11 protein-coding genes and 1 tRNA gene are annotated in these 18,301 nt (G+C 43.9%); 1 reads left to right on the top strand and 11 read right to left on the bottom strand.

The genetic code is table 11. The annotated features are described in order from the left end of the window. Positions 1-109: 109 nt before the first annotated feature. Complete coding sequence (locus Q9S52_RS02735; protein ID WP_304708087.1) at positions 110-520, top strand: lipocalin family protein; 411 nt, start codon at positions 110-112, stop codon at positions 518-520. Between the two features lie 483 nt (positions 521-1,003). On the opposite strand, the gene Q9S52_RS02730 is transcribed toward Q9S52_RS02735, so the two are convergent. The 11 genes from Q9S52_RS02730 to Q9S52_RS02680 form a co-directional block, all read right to left on the bottom strand. After that, positions 1,004-1,081 (bottom strand) — tRNA-Val (locus Q9S52_RS02730). 118 nt (positions 1,082-1,199) lie between these two features. Further along, positions 1,200-4,685 (bottom strand): AsmA-like C-terminal region-containing protein, encoded by a 3,486-nt coding sequence (locus Q9S52_RS02725; RefSeq protein WP_304708086.1) that lies wholly within the window; start codon positions 4,683-4,685, stop codon positions 1,200-1,202. Between the two features lie 486 nt (positions 4,686-5,171). Further along, a complete protein-coding gene (locus Q9S52_RS02720) occupies positions 5,172-5,456 on the bottom strand; it encodes a helix-turn-helix domain-containing protein (protein WP_304708085.1) in 285 nt (94 codons plus the stop codon). A gap of 16 nt (positions 5,457-5,472) precedes the next feature. Continuing rightward, positions 5,473-7,065 carry an RNA-binding domain-containing protein gene (locus tag Q9S52_RS02715; RefSeq protein WP_304708084.1) on the bottom strand — a complete coding sequence of 531 codons (1,593 nt, stop codon included), beginning with the start codon at positions 7,063-7,065 and terminating at the stop codon, positions 5,473-5,475. A gap of 33 nt (positions 7,066-7,098) precedes the next feature. Further along, on the bottom strand, positions 7,099-8,064 hold the full coding sequence (locus Q9S52_RS02710) for a DNA-processing protein DprA (protein ID WP_304708083.1): 966 nt from the start codon (positions 8,062-8,064) through the stop codon (positions 7,099-7,101). A gap of 1 nt (position 8,065) precedes the next feature. Continuing rightward, the gene (locus tag Q9S52_RS02705; protein ID WP_304708082.1) at positions 8,066-8,743 is read right to left on the bottom strand and encodes a phosphoribosyltransferase; all 678 of its coding nucleotides are present in this window, start codon (positions 8,741-8,743) and stop codon (positions 8,066-8,068) included. A 153-nt stretch (positions 8,744-8,896) separates the two neighbouring features. Continuing rightward, positions 8,897-9,349, bottom strand: a complete 453-nt coding sequence (locus tag Q9S52_RS02700; protein ID WP_304708081.1) for an HAD family hydrolase — start codon at positions 9,347-9,349, stop codon at positions 8,897-8,899. A 14-nt stretch (positions 9,350-9,363) separates the two neighbouring features. After that, positions 9,364-11,148, bottom strand: a complete 1,785-nt coding sequence (locus Q9S52_RS02695; protein ID WP_304708080.1) for an AAA domain-containing protein — start codon at positions 11,146-11,148, stop codon at positions 9,364-9,366. Between the two features lie 7 nt (positions 11,149-11,155). Beyond that, a complete protein-coding gene (locus Q9S52_RS02690) occupies positions 11,156-15,382 on the bottom strand; it encodes a sacsin N-terminal ATP-binding-like domain-containing protein (RefSeq protein WP_304708079.1) in 4,227 nt (1,408 codons plus the stop codon). A 137-nt stretch (positions 15,383-15,519) separates the two neighbouring features. Continuing rightward, positions 15,520-16,923 (bottom strand): MobV family relaxase, encoded by a 1,404-nt coding sequence (gene mobV, locus Q9S52_RS02685; RefSeq protein ID WP_304708078.1) that lies wholly within the window; start codon positions 16,921-16,923, stop codon positions 15,520-15,522. Between the two features lie 206 nt (positions 16,924-17,129). Next, entirely contained in the window at positions 17,130-18,191 is a 1,062-nt protein-coding gene (locus Q9S52_RS02680) for a DUF6371 domain-containing protein (RefSeq protein ID WP_304708077.1), read from the bottom strand. Positions 18,192-18,301 lie beyond the last annotated feature (110 nt).

The raw sequence follows: 18,301 nt of genomic DNA, 5'->3' as shown, positions 1-18,301 counted from the left end.
CGTTTGGGCTTACCAGAGCCTCCTATCGGATAAACTAACGACTCCACACTTTCTTCTTTTTGCAAAAATGGCATCCGGGAGTCGGGGTGCGCCGAAAAATCAAAGTTTTATGAAAAAACTCGTTTATGCGATGCTCGCTTTGTCGCTCGTAGCTTTTGTGGGGTGTAAGAAAGACAAAGACAAACAGAAGGAGGTGACGGTCGAAAACCTCGTCGGCACCTGGGAGATTTACAAAACGTACGACGACGGTGAGTGGGATACCGAATGGGGCGTTGCGGTCGGGTATCAGAGCATTCTGAAAATCAATGCCAATGGTACCGGGACGATGGAGACCATCGAGGAAGAATATAGAAATACGACCTCGTTTACCTACAAGATGGCCTCCTCCGGCACGATTACGATTACCACTTCGTACGGCGATACGCGGCAGGTGAAAGTCAAGTCGCTGACGGACAAGGAACTCGTCTTGGAATACAGCGAGTATGGTGCGACGTATGCCGAGTACTATAAACGCAAGTAATTAGCACTGGGTTTTGATGTTTTGTTGAAAGCGCGGGGATCGATTCTTTGCCCGGAATCGTTCCCCGCGTTTGTTTTTTCGTGGTCTGTTGTAGAATTTAGATGGCGTATTGGCCGAAAATAAAGTGCGGTATGTTCATTGGGAATCAGCTTGTTTAGGTAATTGTTCCCGTTTCGGATTTTCGCGCTTCCGGTGTGTTGCCGTCTGAAAGCTGTTTTGGAGGATCGAATAAAAAAACACGCCTCGAAAGAGGCGTGTTTTCAACTGTCAGATGTTTGTGGGAGCTGAGGGATTAACTTCGTTCCGCTCGTTTTTCCCGAGCGGCTCTGTGAATAACGACCAAACATCCGATCGGTTGAGAATCAATCCGTACCGGTCTTGTTTTTTATTTGCTTTTCCCGCACGCCAGCAGAGCTGTCAGCGGCGAAGCAAATAAAAAAACACGCTTCTTTAGAAGCGTGTTTTTCAACCGAATCGACTGTTTGGTGGGAGCTGAGGGATTCGAACCCCCGACCCTCTGCTTGTAAGGCAGACGCTCTGAACCAACTGAGCTAAGCTCCCCCTGCGTTGATTGCGATACAAATGTACGGCTTTTTTCCGATTCTCCAAAAACAAGGGGGCTTTTTTTGTGATTTTTGCTGAAATTTTCGGCAAGTACCTGAAAATCAAAGCGAAAAAATCAATCTTTTTGCTCGAATGTTTTGAGGGCCGCCGAGTCCGCCGCATTCAGCGAGTCGGCCGGCGGCAATATCTCTGTCGGAGCGGCCATTTCCGGCGTGATGCGCAGCGAACTGTCGCTCGCGCTCCGGGCGCCGCGGACGAAGACGTCGCGGATGTAGTTACGCAGGTTTACTCGTGTCGTTTCGATGATCGCTACCCGTGTCGGCAGGTTCGAATCTTTGTATCGCGCCCGCGTGATCTTGAAGTCGAAGTCGTCGAGGTTGCCGAAGATGTCCACGCCGATCCGGAACGGAATCGGCGATTTCAGCACCGAAATGTGGTAGTTGAAGGTCATGTCCATCTTGTGCACTCCGCTGACGGCAGCCCGGTAGCGGTCGATTTCGACGACGAACGGAAAAATCTCGATCTGCGAGTCCCGCACCAGAAACTCGGCCGAGATGTGGTCGATCAGGTTCCGTTTCTTGTTCTTGAACATCAGCATCTTCGAGATCTCGGTGAAGGTCTCGCCGTCCAGCAGCACGAGGCTGTCGCCCGAGATGTGGCACGCGGCATCCACCGTCGGAAGGAGGATGTTCATCGCGCTGTCGATTCGTGTCGTGGCCGCCAGCTGGCAGTCCACGACGCCCGAGAACGACCGGAGCATCGGCATCAGGGTGTCGATCGACGGGATCAGTTCGATGAGCCGGGCCACCTGCATCTGCTCCATCTCCAGATCGAAGCCCGCCTGGATATCCTCCGGCGTGCGGGTCGAGTAGAGGCCCGTCATCCGCAGGTTGCCCGCATTGCTGCGCATGGTCAGGTCGGAGAGCTGCAACACCCGGTTGCGGGCGATCACCTCGCCGGAGAGGCTGTCTAACCGCAGGTTGGCGTACATCCCCCGGTGGATCGTCAGGTCGAAGCGCATGTCGATGTTGCCCGGAATCACCAGCAGCGCAGTGGCTGCGGTCGTGTCGGCCGACTGAAGGATGCGTTCTTCCAGCTGGTCGTCGCTTTCGGTTTCGGCGACGCCCCCCTGGGCTACCAAGGCCGAACCGGCGTTCGCTACACGGATGATTTCGTTCAGGTTGAGTGTGTCGGCCGTTACTTCCAGGTCGCCTCGAATCCGACCGCGACCCAGCATGGCGCGCTTCAATCCTGAAATGTTACCGGTCAGCACGGCCTGCGATTCGCCGGCCTTGACGAAGGTGCGTTTCAGGCGAATCTCGTCTGTATTGAACGCGAGGTCGATGTCGCGCAGGGTGGTGGGCAGCGGGAAGTAGGGGGTGACGATCCGTCCTGATCGGGCCCGGATCGCTCCGTTCAGTTGCCATCGTCTCAGGGCGTCGCCCAGCTCCGACGAGACGCGCAGGTCGATGTCGTTGTCCGCAAATTCGTCGGTTGGCCGCACTTTCCCGCCGCGCAGTCTCCGGGTGTGGGCGAACAGCGAGTCGCGCGGCACGTCGGGATAGAGTCGTTGCAGCGAGTCGAGCCGGTGGGTGCGTCGTTGGAGTCGGGCGGTGTCGGGCCGGTTGAGGGTGGCCGACAGGGTGACGTTGCTGCGGGTGACGGAGAAACGTCCGGTCGGTTGGCGGAGCGAGAGTCGCCGGGCGTCTGCCTGAAATGCCAGCTGCGGAATTTTCGGGTTGTCCCGGGCCGGCAGGATGCTCCAATGCGAGTCGAGCCGCCGGCCGATGACGGTCATCGAGTCGCCCAGTTCGATGCGCAGTCCGGCAGCCGAGAGTGTCCCCTGTGACGGATGTACCGTCGTGGTGTCCCGCACCAGATTTTTGGTGGCGGTGGTAGCGTGTATCTTGATTTTTTGTCCTTTGATGCAGAGATCGTCCCCCATATCCAGGTCTACGGTGTCCAGGCTGAGGGTCGCGCCGATCGCTTCGGTGCCGTCGGCGATCAGCGAGTCGCTCGCGGCCAGTCCGGTGCCCATTCCGAAGCGTCCGCCGTCTACGGCCAATCGAAATCGGCGGCTCGGCATGACGACGATCAAATCGTCCATCGTCAGGTGTCCTCCGACTCGTGCCGCGCCGATCCGGCCTAAGTCCAACTGGCTCAGTCGGGCCCGGCCGTGCAGGTCCATGGCAATTCGTCCGGCGAGGGTCGATCCGTCCTGTGCCGGGAAGTGGCGGCTCAGGTAGTCCAGCGAGAGGTCGCCTTTCACTGCGCCGTCGAAACCGGCGTCGCCTGTCAGGCGGTCGAGGTCGCCGTGGGCGTCTAACCGCATGCCGATGCCCGAGACCTTGAACTCCCGCAGTTCCACGCCCGTTGAGTCGGGGTGTTGCGGTCGGAACCGGAGGGTGGCGTCCAGAGCCAGCGTGTCGATCCGGCTGCCGTAGCGGTCTTTGACGTAAAAAAGGTAGCCGGCGGGCATGCGGTAGTCGGCAGTGACGTTCGGCAAGGTGCGGGTGGCCGGATTCCAAGTGCCGTCGATCCGAAGGTCGAGGGCGGCGGCGAGGTCGGTTTCGTAGTCGCGCGCGAGGGGCAGAACGGAGGTGGGGATCAGCCGCAGCAGCCCGGCGATGGAGAGCCGCTGGCTCTCTACGCCGAGCTCTGTTACGATGCTGTCGCCGCGGAAGATGGCCTGCCCGGCCGCCGTGACGAGCATGTCGTTGAGTCGCAGGTCGAAACGGCTCACGTTCAATTCTCTGCGATCCGGGCCGTCGAAACGGAGGGCTGTCCGCAGTTGCAGCGAGTCGAGTCCGTCGAAATCGCTGAATCGGATCGTTTTGGCGTCGAGCCCGACGCGGAGTCCTTCGCGCCGTCCGCCGTCTGCCGTGAGGCTGTCGATCCGCAGTCCGGCGGTTTCGTTGCCGAGGGTCAGCTCGGCGGTGCAGTCCCGCAGTCGCAGCCGACGGATTTCGTTCCGGAACAGGTCGGTCGAGAGCTGTCCGCGGATGAAGAAGCTCCGCAGGTATACTGTTCCGGCGATGCTGTCGGGGCGGCTGTCATAGACCAGATGAAGCCCTTTGCGCACGGAGATGCGTTCGATGTCGATCTCGAAAGCGTCGCCGTCGGTGGTGTCGGCCTCCTGAGCGGTGGTGTCGGCGTGGTAGATCTCCCAGTTGGCGGTGCTGTCGGGCGCTACATAGGCGTGGAGGTGGGCGGCCTGGAGGGCGATGCGCCGGATGTCGGCCTGTCCGGCGGCGAGTTTCCAGGGGTTGAGCGAGACGGCGAACCGGCCGATTCGGGCCAGGGTGTCGGCTTCGGCGGGCAGGGTGCGTCGCACGGAGTCGGGCAGCCGGTCGAAGGCGTGGCTGACGATTTCGGTCTCGTGCAGTTCCAGTGTGACGTAGGGAAAGTCGCGGAAGAGGGCGACGCTGACGGTGTCGAACCGCACTTGGGCGTCGAGGTAGCGGTCGCAGAGCCGGGTGACGAGGGGTGTCAGCCGTTTCGGGGTGAGGAGCAGGGCGGCTGCGCCGATGGCGAGGCCGAGGAGCAGCACGAGACTGGCGAGGGGGATGAATATGAGTTTTTTGACTGTCTTCCGTTTCATACGGACAAAGATACGAAAACTTGGCGGCAGGTGGGGCGTGGTTCGGGGGCAAGGTACACTGAACATAGTTCCAGGTCAATAGCGGATTTTCGGAAAGTTTCACCGACCTTTGCCCTCGCAATACCCCAAAAAGAGTGTTCGCAGCAAAACATTTTTTATCTTTGTCGGTGTCGGGAGCGATCCCGGCGGACATATTTCGATGAAAGTGTTTAGCTTTTGTCCTTGACAGAGAATCTGACAGTTCACTAAAGCACAAGGATAGCAGTAACACTCATCACTTGTATTCGTGTACCTCGTTCTAGGCGTATATCTTATACAAGTGTGGGGTATTGTTTATTTGTGCTTGGGTTTTGTCAGAACCTTCTGTCAGATAAACTAACGACTCCCACACTTTGAACCGAAATGTAGAACATATAACCCTGATAATCAGTAATACAACAACGGGAACTTTATGAATTGATACCATAGAGTTCCCGTGTTTTGTTATTACAATGCGATGCTTGATTGAGCTACTTTGATTGCATCTGACTTTAATTCTTCTTCATCCTCCACTGCATCGAGGACTTTATCTGCGACCCAGAGAGTGAGAAGCTCTTTTTCGTCAATGTTGAAATAGTTAGCTATTTGAATAACTTGTGTACGTTTTGCACGTCTATCACCTCTTTCGATTTTTGAAAACATCGGGGTGTCAATCTCAAGAATGGAGGCCAATTGTCTTTGTAGCACTCCATTCTCCATTCTTAATTCTTTTATCTTTTGTCCTAACAGCATCTTTATCTCAATTTTACTATTTACCTATAATTTCCCAATATCCAGACTTATCTGACCCAATTCGCTTAATGATATTTTCCTCTTGAAGTCGTTTTATCGTCTGGGCAACCCATCTTCTTGAATAACCAGTTAGATTTGCTAAGTCCGTCATGGTTGCTCGTGGGTTGTTACTTATTTGTTCTATAATTTTGAGTGCACTTTTCGGTGCAGTTTGCAGTGCACTTTCGAGTGCAGTTTGCAGTGCACTTTCTGGTGCACTTTGTAGTGCAGTTTTTAGTGAACCTCGTTTAGAAGCCTTTAATGAACCGTCTTTATGTGCTATGTCTGCGATAATATTACCTGCAGCTTCATGACAAGGAATGGTTATTCTAAAAAAGGTTCGTTCATCATCAGTAACGACAGTAGCTCTTGGTGAACCATTGTTTTCCAAAACATTTTGAATTGTTGGAATACCTGTACTACGACCTTCTGTCAAATCCAATTCCTTAAGATATTCACCGAGTCTGCGATTACGATAACGTTTAGATACTAAGATTTCGCATCTTGAAATATCGGCAGCAGATATACTTCTATCGGGGCCACCGACATTCTGTATGGTGATTCCTTGAGGTTCTACAGTGATAACCACTGGCTCCCATTCACGATAATCCCTATGATAGAGTGAGTTTGTTACACTCTCTTCCAATGCTTGATATGGATAAGTGACAAACTTTTGACTTCTACTACTATCCTTGGGTTTTATCACCGTCTGCATAACAAGCATACGATTCAAGTATTCCAATGTTCTGTCAATTATCTGTGTGATGGAACCCTTAATTACAGGACCTTCATACAAATTGTTTGGATTATTCAATCGTCCTTCAGGGAAATATACAACTTCAACTTGTGTACGCTTAAAGAATTTACTTGGATCTTCACAGAACATCATAGCTGCTATATTTCTAAGCATACGATTTTCCTTTGGACCGACATACAAATCCATTTGTTCCAAAATACTTTCGAGAGGTTTTGTATATAACTCATTGGCAAGTTTACTACCTACCTTCACTAAATATTCCCGTAATAGCAGCGTTGAAATATCTTCAATTTTAATATCTGGATTACCACGTTCGTCAAATGGCACACGACTTGCCAATTCGCGCAGTTCGTCAAGGACTTCACCCTTGGCTATGATACTACTCGTACCACTACGAACATAAAAATACTCCTTTGTATTACTCTTGGCAGTTACGTTTTCCGGTATAGAATATGGACGGTTTATTCCTGCAGGACACCATATCACAAGCACATACTTTCCATCTACCTCTTCAACACTAGTGCGAGGCATATAATAAGGAGAAATCTTGTTGTTGTAGCCTACCATATCCTGAAGAATGCCATCAATCTTTTCTGTAGGCACACCTTCAACTGGACGAATAGCGACTCCAGTTGCTTCATCTGTATCAACTCCAACCACGATATAGCCACCTCCAAGGTCGTCGAAGTCATTGGCGAAAGCACATACGCTATGGTATATGCTCACTGGATTCCAACCCTTTTTGAATTCAATTCGGTTGGATTCTATCTTCTGCTTATTCAGCAGGTCGTTTATGTTAATTGCAAGTGCCATATATTAAATAATTTTAACTCCACATAATGCATATTAATAAAAAAGGAAACTGCTATTATCGTCTTTCTTCTTTAGTTCATTTATAATGATATCGTAATCTTGTAAAGAATGAATGGGAATTAACTTCTTTATACAAATGGATGTGTTTTTTTTAACGTCACACATCTTGGCAACACCTTCTAAACCTAGCATATCAAAAGTTCGATTTGCAGAAAAATTTATGTCTGAATCATATTCTTTATTACCGGTAAAAGAAATATAACCAACGATTCTATTAAGTTTTGAAAAAGCTTTAATTGTATATTTAGAACCACCGTCAATTGAACTTTGAATAAGTATCAAGGCCGAAGACAGACCAGCTTGAATCCGACTCGCTTTACTGCCAGAAAACTGATCCTCTTTTCTATCAGGTTCGACCTCGGAAATTAGCAAACCATCTTCTTTTAAAACTTTTTCAGCTAACTCGCTTGTTATCTTAGATGATGTATGATGGAAATTTAGTCCTCCAGACAATATCCCTATAGTATTTCGGAATACTGTATCTCCATTTTCAACTGAGTGTCTATCTATACCATCGACAAGACCATTACAAAGAGCATTGTTAATAGAAAAGTGCGCACCAACTTTATTTGCAATATTATTTGCTAGAGTCGTAGATTTTCTTGTCCCTATTAATGATATTATATCCTTATTTAGCAATGACATGTTTCCTCGCAGATATAACACTGCAGGCGGATTGCTTAGTTCTCGAAGTTTACTTGGGTATTCAGTATGATATATAGGGAGTATGTGAATGTCTAAATCTTGACATCTTTGTATTACCCTATCAGCCCACTCCAAGTGTTCAGAAACTAATTCCTTCGTGATTTTATCATTGATTTTTACAAGATAATTTATAATCTCATCTGTATTATTTGAGTTGAATACTGAAACATTCTTTTTTATAAAAGCATCAGCTATTCCAGGAATCTTGCTTAAAGCTAATAATATCCGTATCATATTAATCTATGTTTTCTATATAACCACATCCGTCTCCACCAAATTGCGGTGGTTGGCATGAATAAAATTTAGAACCTTTTCTCCTGTTAGTTTTAATTACTAAAGGTTTTCCGCATCTTGGACAGATTTTATCATCTAAAACCAATAGTGACATATAGAACAATGTCACAATCAAAATATTTCCAACGTTTTGTTCTTCTAATTTCTTCCTAATTTCAAAAGCTGTTGCTCCTGTAGTTAATTGATCGTCCAAAACTATTATATTTTTTCTTTCTAAAGAAACGTCAGAATTCTTTATGTGAAGATGAGAACGAATGAAAGACTGTCTTGCCTGGTAGTCTTTTTCGTTTCTAAGAGATGAAGTCATATTTTCATCCCATTCAAACAACTTTACTTTAGGTATAGATGTGCTTATTAAATCAAATATTTCTTTTAACTTGTTAGGAGGGGTTGTTGAAGACTTATCTGACACATAGGTAAAATAATCCCACTTATAAGAATTAATTTGTTGTAGCCCTTGTAAGTAGTTCTCAACACCTTTTGCCATAATTGCTAAATCTTCATTTTTCCTTTGGGGATTATCTATCTGATAATACAAATCGGCTTTTGAGAATTTGTCGCAAGAACCGTTTTCTTGTCTAGCCAAGCACCGAAAGGCAACAATCCGTTGATGTTCCATATCTCTATAATCCCAAAATTTGACAGATTTACACGTGATTCTACCAATAGATGCGGCTTCGATGGATAATAAATTCCCCTGTCTGTTTGAGATAATATTTAGAAGTTCTTGATAACTTTTCGTAATAAATGTCGGGCCATATTTTATAATACTTCAATAATCACCGATACCATCAGTTTCCGAGAAATCACCTTCTGTATATAACTGAATATACGAAGTAAGTATTTTTAGTTTACGTCCTAATTGTATATCTAAAACGCTATCGCCAATAATCATAAAATCTTCTTTATTAGTTTTATATAAATTATCAAGATTTACATCTGATTGAATGAATGATAACGTCTTTGCAGTATTTGGTTTGTCTGCTAAATATAGATATTCTACATTAAAATAGTATTCAACAATAGGACGTACATATTTGGGATGAGAATCAGACAGGATAATAACTCTATGTCCTTGATTTTTCAATGTTGAAATAAAATCTACCGAACCATGGAACAAAGGAATTTGAGTTGGATTAAAATCCCGCACCCCATCTTTAAATTCTTTGTACTTCACATCAGCTGTGTGAGTTAATGTGCCGTCTAAATCTACAAAAACTATCATTTTTAGATTTATTATTAAGACGTTAATAATTTATCAATATTACTCTCGATAATATTTTTATTTCCTAAACCATGTTCTGTGTCAGGTATATATATACTCTTTTCTTGTTTCAGCATTTCTAAATACTTTCTTACATTCTTATTAAGAGTGTAACAATCTAAGACATACTTATCTACAATGATGATAGTGTGTTCTTTTGCACGACTTGTAGCAACATTGAACAGATGTGGTTCTAGAGTTCTAATGTAGGAATAGTCCGGTACAAAAAAAATTGTTATATCCGTTGTCAATCCTTGTACTCTAGCAACTGTATCTACTATAAGATTCTTTTTGCTTCCTACTTTTTGAGTTATAGCCATCTGTAGGGCGCGAGTCGTCTTTTTCATACAAGATAAAACGGCAATGTCTTTATTCGGAGAATCATTTAATATACTTGCCACAATGTATGATGCCATATCTATTGCAAATTGAGGAGTACTATCACCAGATGGCATATCTGTTAGAATAAGGGTAGGTCCTCCTTTATTGCTCAATATTTTGCACATTGACGGCAAATCATTAAATCTTTTAGATTCATTAGACACAAGAGAGTCGTTGTAGAAAACACCTGTATAGTTCGCACTTCTTTGTCCAAATCTATATGTTGTAGTCAATTGATAGATTGGGGATGAACTATTATCTGCCAATAATTTTAGTCCTTCTACCAAAGGCTTGTAATTACAAAATTTAATTCTATCTTGATTCAATATGACTATTGGAGGTAATTGGTGGATATCACCAACCCATAAATTCTTTTTACCAATTTTGCGACTTGCTGCAAACATGGGAAGTATAGCTTGGCTTGCTTCGTCCATTATAACAAAATCAAAAGGTTGTTCAACTGTCAAATCTGCCGCATATCCACTTGTGATGAAATAAGTGGACATCACCAAACATCCAGGCATTGGAGCAATAGATTTGATTGTTTCCAAATCTTTGATTTCTCTCAATTCATCAATTGTGATATTTGTTTTAAATATCTTGTGACTATGTAGTAATGGTTTGACTGCAGGCTTTTCTGCAATTTCCATTAAGGCTCGATTGGTTAAGGCTGTAACTAATACTGAATGCCCCTCTGCACATAGTCTTGCACAGAGTTCTGCAATCATATATGTCTTGCCAGTTCCAGGAGGACCTTCCAAGATCATTGTGTCCGTCAATGTCATCTGTGAATACACAAAGCCGGAAACATTATCTTGTTTTATAAGGATTGGCTCCCAATCTTTTGTCTGGTAGTTAGCATCAAGTACAGAAGCAACTCCTTTGCTATATTTATCCTCTACAACCTTTTGTAAGTTCATAACATAGTCAATAGGAGGACGTTGTGGAGCAAAGGTCAATACGATATTTGGTGTCTCTTTGATATAATTTGCAAAATCAACACTTACCTTTGAGAAACCTACTAAAGAATATCGAGGATCATTGGCTGGAGAATGCCAAATACACACGCATTCGGTAGAATTATATCGTGCGTTATACAAATCACGATATGTCTTGTCTCCCCAATTACGGTAATCTTGTAATTCTGGTGGAAGAACCATACATACTAGGAAATCACCCTTTCTCGGTAATGCGCGCGAAATAGGGAATTTCATTATCATTTCTCCATCCTTAAAAGAAATGAACTGAGCCACATACATCTCCTGGCTTGTTTTAAGCAAGGAGATGGCTGTGGTTAAGTATGTCTTTTTGAATTCCTCTGTTTCGGCTTTAAGCTCATCTTCGAGGAATTGCCAATGCTTTTTTCTATCGATATTCATTATTCAGTTAATCAATAAATGATGTACCAACTGATGGTGCCTGTGTATCATTTGCAGGTGCATCGAATATGTCGCGTGCGTTACCTTCATTAACAGCTTCCATTGCAAGAGAATAACCAACAGTACTTCTTACAAGAGGTATGTTCCTTCCATAATTGTACATGTTAGCAATTTGAGGAATGTTTTGATCACACACCTCTTTAATAGACGTAATACATTTGCCTAGTTGCTCAGGAACATAGTCAAATGGGAGAGGATCCTTGAATCCCTGTGGCATGTTGTTACCAAAGTCAAAGCTCAATGTTGAATACTGCTTACCAACTGCGGCCAGTGTGAGCAATGCAGCTCTATTCTCGTTTGACATGTCATTGCTGATTGAAATATTGAAATTACGTACAGGAAGAGCATACAAAGGAATACATTGCAAACCTGTTACTGTGAGGACAAACAGCATAGAACCCTTCTGAGAAAGCAGTTGCCAGTCATACCAGTTCAGGTCAAAGTATCGATACTGAGGACCCTTGTAACTGTGTACAACAATAGGAATCATATTACCATGACAATCGGAGATACCATAGAGCTGGCTATATGAATGTCTTGCAATTTTCTCTTTGTCAAATTGTAAGCCCAAATCATATTTTTCATCCAATTCTCTGAAATACTTAACTACAGCACCTTTGGCTTCTTCAACATAGCGTTCAATCTCCTCCAGAGAAAGACCTGCATATTGAGTCTGATCTGCTCTTACGATATGAGTATGACCTTCGAAATCCACAACTTCTTCAATTTCATGGGTCTTAGGTACAATGACAATATCAGTAGAATCTTCTCCTCCAACAGGTGTCTCTTCACCTCCAGCAGATGCTTGCTCGCTTGCAAATTTGTTGATAATATCCTTAACTTGGTCAAGTTTATCAGGTGGACAGTTCTTTAAGACTGCATTAAGATTTTTCAAGTCCTCGACAGACGTTTCTACAAGGAAATCCTTAACCGCTCTGATTTTTTCATCTCCCTGTTGTACGATTGCACCTACGAGATCCATTGTGTCACCTTCTCCCAAAGACCACACGATAAGAGAGTTCTTTGTTTCTTTGAAGTACTCCATAATATCTTCAAGTCCTGCAACATTATTGCAGAGCTTACCGATAGTAAACACGAGTGAACGAAAATCGTTATCTTGTTTATTACCATCATACTCTCTAATCTTAGTATCAATAAACTCACCTATTTCTGAAAGAGTGATAGGTTCAGTCTCTAAGTATGAAGCATATTGTGAGTCCAAAGTGAATAGAGATTCTCTAAAGTCATGATTAACATGACAATTAGTTGCGGCAATGTCCTTAATCTCAGAAGGTATATTGTCATCTCTTCTAACATTCTGGAATTTACAGAAATTATTGTTCTGATTGAGCCATATTCCAATGCCAGAATCTTTATCTGTTATAATGCTCCAATACTTCTTGCCCTTATAGCTATGCAGAAAATCAATCAAAGAATCAATCCGGTGAGTTAATTCGGCCACACTGCAACTAGCAAATGCGCTGCTGAGTCCTTTGAAATTCTGTATATTTACGGAATAAGCTATTCTATTGCATATATACTTGATGTAAAACTCTTGTGCAAAACCCCAGTTGAATCCAGAGTGATTCTCTACATATTTTGCTTCGCCAAACGCATGGTCAGATATGTTTTTTGCAAAATTATAAAGTTTCTTCTCTTCTGGCTCACAGTTTTCTTGACGAATAAGAATTGATATTGCATGACGAGCAATAGCTTCCTTGGTGCTATCGTTTGTTTCGTCAAATCTCTTTTTTGTATATTCGTATATATCCTTTATTGACAACGGATTCTGCTGCTCATACCCCTTAATGGTTCTATGAATTAGCTGGTGACGATATACATCAATAGAATTTGATGGATTATAAGCAACATTTGCCAAGTCTTTGAAATACTCAGGAATATCATTGTCATAACGCAATTCTGAAAGCTTCTTCAGGTTTAGCTGCTGATTTGGGAAAACAACCTGCTCCTTAATCAAATCGCCATGAGAATGGTCGCGATAGAATTGGATGTATTTATCCAGCCAAGATAATGTTTCATCATTAGTCTTTGCTGTTGTAAAGAAAGAAGATGCAACATTTGCTACAGTACTCTTAGAAGATATACCAGTATAACTATTGTTGAACCAATAATTATCAGACTCTTTCCACAAATCCAATTCTGTTGTATCAACAAGTGTATATTGGCTCATTGTTCTATATGCCGAACAGAATTCATAAATAGATTTTCTGTTGTTAAGCACAGTTGCATCTGCGCTATTTGGATATAAAGCCAAAATACTATATGCCACTTTTGAACGTACGTCAAGATATGAACCATTCTTATAGATAGTGGTTCCATTTTTGACATAATCATTCAACTTATCGATCATTTCTTTCAAGCTGAAAGAGCGAAGTGTATTTCCAAATACAGTGGCTTCAACATCTGCATCCATCAGCACATGTTGTACTGTAGCGTTGTCTTGGTTTACAGAGTTGTATATATCTTTGAGTATAGCTGGAATACGAGAACTATGGTCTGAATAAAGTTCCTTCAGTAGTTTAAAGTCACCTCGCTGATTTGGAATGATGGCATAATTGTCGAACTCAATGAGCATATTTTGATCAACGAGGAACTTGTAAACCTTATTAAGCCAAGTAAGTGTTTCTTCACGTGTTTTGCCTATCTTTGAAGAAAGAGCACTTAAAGTTTGAAGATCTGATAAATCTTTCAAGAAATCTTCTTTTTCATACTTTAATTTAGAACCCCATGCCTCATATTCAGGACGAACTACCTCAAGCCATCCATGAAGATGCTTGAGCACAGGCAGAACGCCACGACCAATGTATTGGCCATGTAACAAGTTATAGAAAGTTTCATTAACCTCCTTTGTCGATGTAGGCGTGAATGAAGGAACAGACAGGTTCACCAGCAAATCTGTTCCATTGTCTGTTTCAACAAGTCTTTCCTGGAGTAGTTGTCTTCTCCAGTTAGTTTGCAGATTCTTGATCCAAGGTGCAGCTACGCTTTCGCTGTATTCTTCTGAAGATTTAGGGATTCGAGAAGATGCCAACAAATATCTGTTGGTTGCATTCTTTGAAATCAGCCATTCGTTAAACTTCAAAACTGCATCGACAGCCTTATCAACGATAATTCTATTCACAACACAGTTTGGATGGTCTGCACTATTGAGAAGGAGTCCATTACGTCTCTCTGTAGGATTGAACTCAAATCCATTAAGAGTGTAAGGGAAATAGAATTTTTCCGAACCAATCAGAGGAAAATCACGATACAAAACAGGCTGTCTGCTGTCTCGTTTGATAATTTCGTAGATACCATCCTCTATGTTTACTTCTGTTGTAAGAGCTACCTCATCGGTTATGTAACTCAGATATTTCTTTGTAATATCATCAATTTTTACAACTGACAACTGAACATTGTCCCCAAGAGAGGTCGAATCGCAGGTGTAAACCACATTAGTGCCTTTTACACGATCAATTACACGTACTTGCTTAATCTTCTTGGATTGAGTAACCAACGTAATTGGCATTGTATTTATCAGGTCTTCAAGACCGGCAACAGCAGATTCCTGTTTCTCCTGTGTGGTTAAATGATATGTGAATACAGTATCAAATGACTGTTCTGTTCGATTTTGCTCATAATTGTTGACAACCTCATAAGCTGTTTCGATATGACGAAGCTCTTCAAGGGTTGTTTCTATTCTTGGAAGCAGATCCTCTGAACGATAACCACTTCTATCAAGTACAATTTTAAAGCGTCTATCAATACCCATATATCTAACAATACCCTCTACATCAATGATGTCAGATAACAAGTGGGTACAGATAAATCCAGTACCAAACTTGCCAGTCTGCCCTTCAAGATTCTGTGAATCCTTAGAACTTACTTGCTGAACAAGTCCGGTAATATTCTTTGTGCTGAAACAATCTCCATTGTGTCGGAACTTCAGTGTGTCTTGTGATACAAGCTCTATTTCTACAGAAACTTTTCCAAAACAGTTTGGAACGTCTTTAGCATTCTGCAAAAGCTCCCATACCCAACGCTTGGCGGAAGCAGATGGGTCTTCTCTAATTTGTGAAAGTAATTGCAAAATCTTATCAGCAGTAAGCTTATAATTGTTATACGCAATTTCGTCATCTACTGTCATTGGCTTATTTGTATCCTTCATATACATATTGTTGTAATAAAATTGAATTGTCAGATTTTGAACACAAATTTATAAAAGGATTTGCAGATTCACGAAGAAAACTCCAAAAATCTGCAATTCTCATTTGAAAAAAGTTCGTTTTCTTATTCGTTTGCGGTCAATTGTTACCGTTTTCGTCTAGGGGTAGTCATATTACTATCATTCTTTTTCTCTCCCCAGGGCATATCAGATGATGAACCACCGCCACCTGTGCCAACATGAGTTTGTGCCGGGCCACCAGAGAGCATCTCAAATGTAGCCCCGAGCAGTTGAGCCTGAATCTGACTCACTTGCTCAAATGGCTCAAAGATTTCATTGACCAGTTCATGGTCTGTAAGTTCGCCATTCAGATACTTTTGTATAACTGGATTATACCACTCAAAATACTTCGCATCCTCAAAGGTTTCATTTCCCACCTGAGTCCGAATGCGAAGACTTGGGATGTTTGAATACCGAGGCGACATACGGATACCTGTAAGCGTTGCACCCGATGAGAGGCGATAGCGATGTGGATTGGCTTTTCTGTCAAGAGCATCAATACGCTGTTTTTGTTTTTCAATTGTCGCTTCGTGAGCAATATTCTTTCGTTCTGCAACCTCGGCACGCTTGATAGCCTTGTTAATCTCTGCCATATAACCATTGCGGTATTTCGCCAATTCAACCTTATGTTGCTCCTTGAGTTGTAGGTATTTCTGCTCTAATAGAGTAATCCGTTGCTGTAACTTTTCTATCTGCTTATCCTTATCCGAGAGTTGTTTCTTTGCTTCGGCCAATTCTCCTGTACCGAAGAATGACAATATCTTGGAACGTCCCTCACGTGCCTTTTCAACTTCAGCCTGCAATCTTTCTATATCATCTTCGTATTTCAACATCTGCTCACGATAGTATTGGCCGTTAGTCTTATGACGTGCAGTAGAACCCACAACGCCACGCTGCAAACCGAATGGCTTCATAGCAATGGCATAGGTGTTCTGATATTGGAACAACTTACCGCGAGCCATCACATCATCTGTGGATAATCGTGGTCCGCTTTTGGTTGCATATTTCTTTTCACCCTCACGCTCCTTGCGTTTACGTTCTGTGGTCACGATAGGTACGATGGTGGCATGAAGGTGGGGAGTCTTCTCATCCTTGTGCAGCACACACGATACAAGATTCTCCTCACCGAATGTATCTTTGAGCCATGATAAATTTGCCTTAATCCATTGATCAAGTTTACCATCATGTTGTAGTTTCATCATCTGCTCATGTGTTCCTGTCAATATGATACGTATAGCCATAGTCTGATTCTTCCCGACCTTGCGATGCAGACCTGCATGGTCTATACGATACTGAATAGCCTCGGTTCTGTTGGCAACCCCTTGCGGAAATTTTATCAGTTCCCGATTCAGATGTGTCCGCTTCGCATCGGCATTATCCGGCACATATGTTTTACCCTTTGCATCCTTTCTCTCTATGTGGCATGACATACCGCTGTCACTACCACTGCCACGCTGGAGGTGGCATACTGCATATTGAATATTACTCATTGTGATTTGTTTTTTAGTTAAACGATGGATATATAAAATGCCGTTACCATAATACTGCTGTCTATACAGTAGGGTCTTCAAGAACTTATGGGGACTTTTTCATTCTGCCACATCGGAGGTGGCCAAGATGAAAATGCCCTAATAAGCTACGGGATTTTACAACCCCTTTTTACACAGACAGCAAGCTGTCTGATTCTTCCATCGCTCTACTCCTGTCCTGCATCCACAAGTTCCAAGTCGAATGTATCTATCAAGGTATGCAATGCAGGATTGCGTTCCACTATCCTTGCAAGAACCATCTGCGGCGTATCTTCCATCAGGAGGAAGTCGGCAATATCCAACCCGGCTTCGCGCTGCCTGTCGGTCGCCATCTTCTCCAACAGGTCGGAACAAGTGACACGCTTGCAAATGGAGTGAAGCATCGCTGTCTTACGTTTCCATTCCTCTGTTGCTTTCAGGTCGGGAAACAAAATCACCTCACGCCCACACAACACCTGCATAGCTTTGCTGTTGAAACTGCCGTGCATTCCACCTGTGGCAAGCCAGACGAAATCCGGAATGAAAAGGGCGGCAATCAGTGCTGTCTTCTCGCTTTCTACAATGGCAACAGTACTTGCCGGAATTGAAGTTTCGGACAACAGGTGTTCACCGAACAGGCACTGCTTCATGTGGAAATCCGGAACCCTCTTAACCGAGTGGACCCAATTTACCTGATTGAACGGATGCTTGATTCGATGCCCGGTCTTAGCATCATAACCCATAATCTTGCCTGCCCGCACATTGCCGTTGATGTCAATCTGCCAGAAAACGGTTGCCCCGTTCCACATCTTGGATGTCCCGACCTTATAAAGATTGAACAGCCTGTCAGTCTTCTCCTTGCCTGCCACTTTGGTTAGATATCGGTATAAAGGGTTGACGTCAAACTTCTGCATGGACTGGCTAACCCAATCAGAGGGAAGATAAGAAGTCTGTGGTGCAGAACCAGATAATGGCATCGCTATTGGCTTGACGGCTCTTGATGGGGTGTCGCTTCTGTTGTTTTGTTCAATCATGGTTTCTTTGATGGTTGGATTATCCTGAAAATACTCCTTCGGGGTATAATGGTAGCCGCAACTGTTGATATGGTCGCATCTGCCTACATGGTTAGGGAATGTAATTTGCGCATTCCCGTCAACATATCGGGTAAAACAGGACTTTCTGCCGCACTTTGGGCACACTTTTTTACTGCCCGGTCTGTATTTTTGAAGATGGAATCTGTACTCACTCATAATGCTTTCGTTTTTGATTACTGCAAATCCAAAACGCCATTTGCAGTCTGCAGTCCTTGCAGTTTTGCAGGAAAACATCGTTTTCAGAGCCCCAAGACTGCAAGACTGAA

Source organism: uncultured Rikenella sp. (assembly GCF_948810725.1).
Classification (GTDB): domain Bacteria; phylum Bacteroidota; class Bacteroidia; order Bacteroidales; family Rikenellaceae; genus Rikenella.
This window is presented reverse-complemented; position numbering and strand designations above follow the sequence as displayed.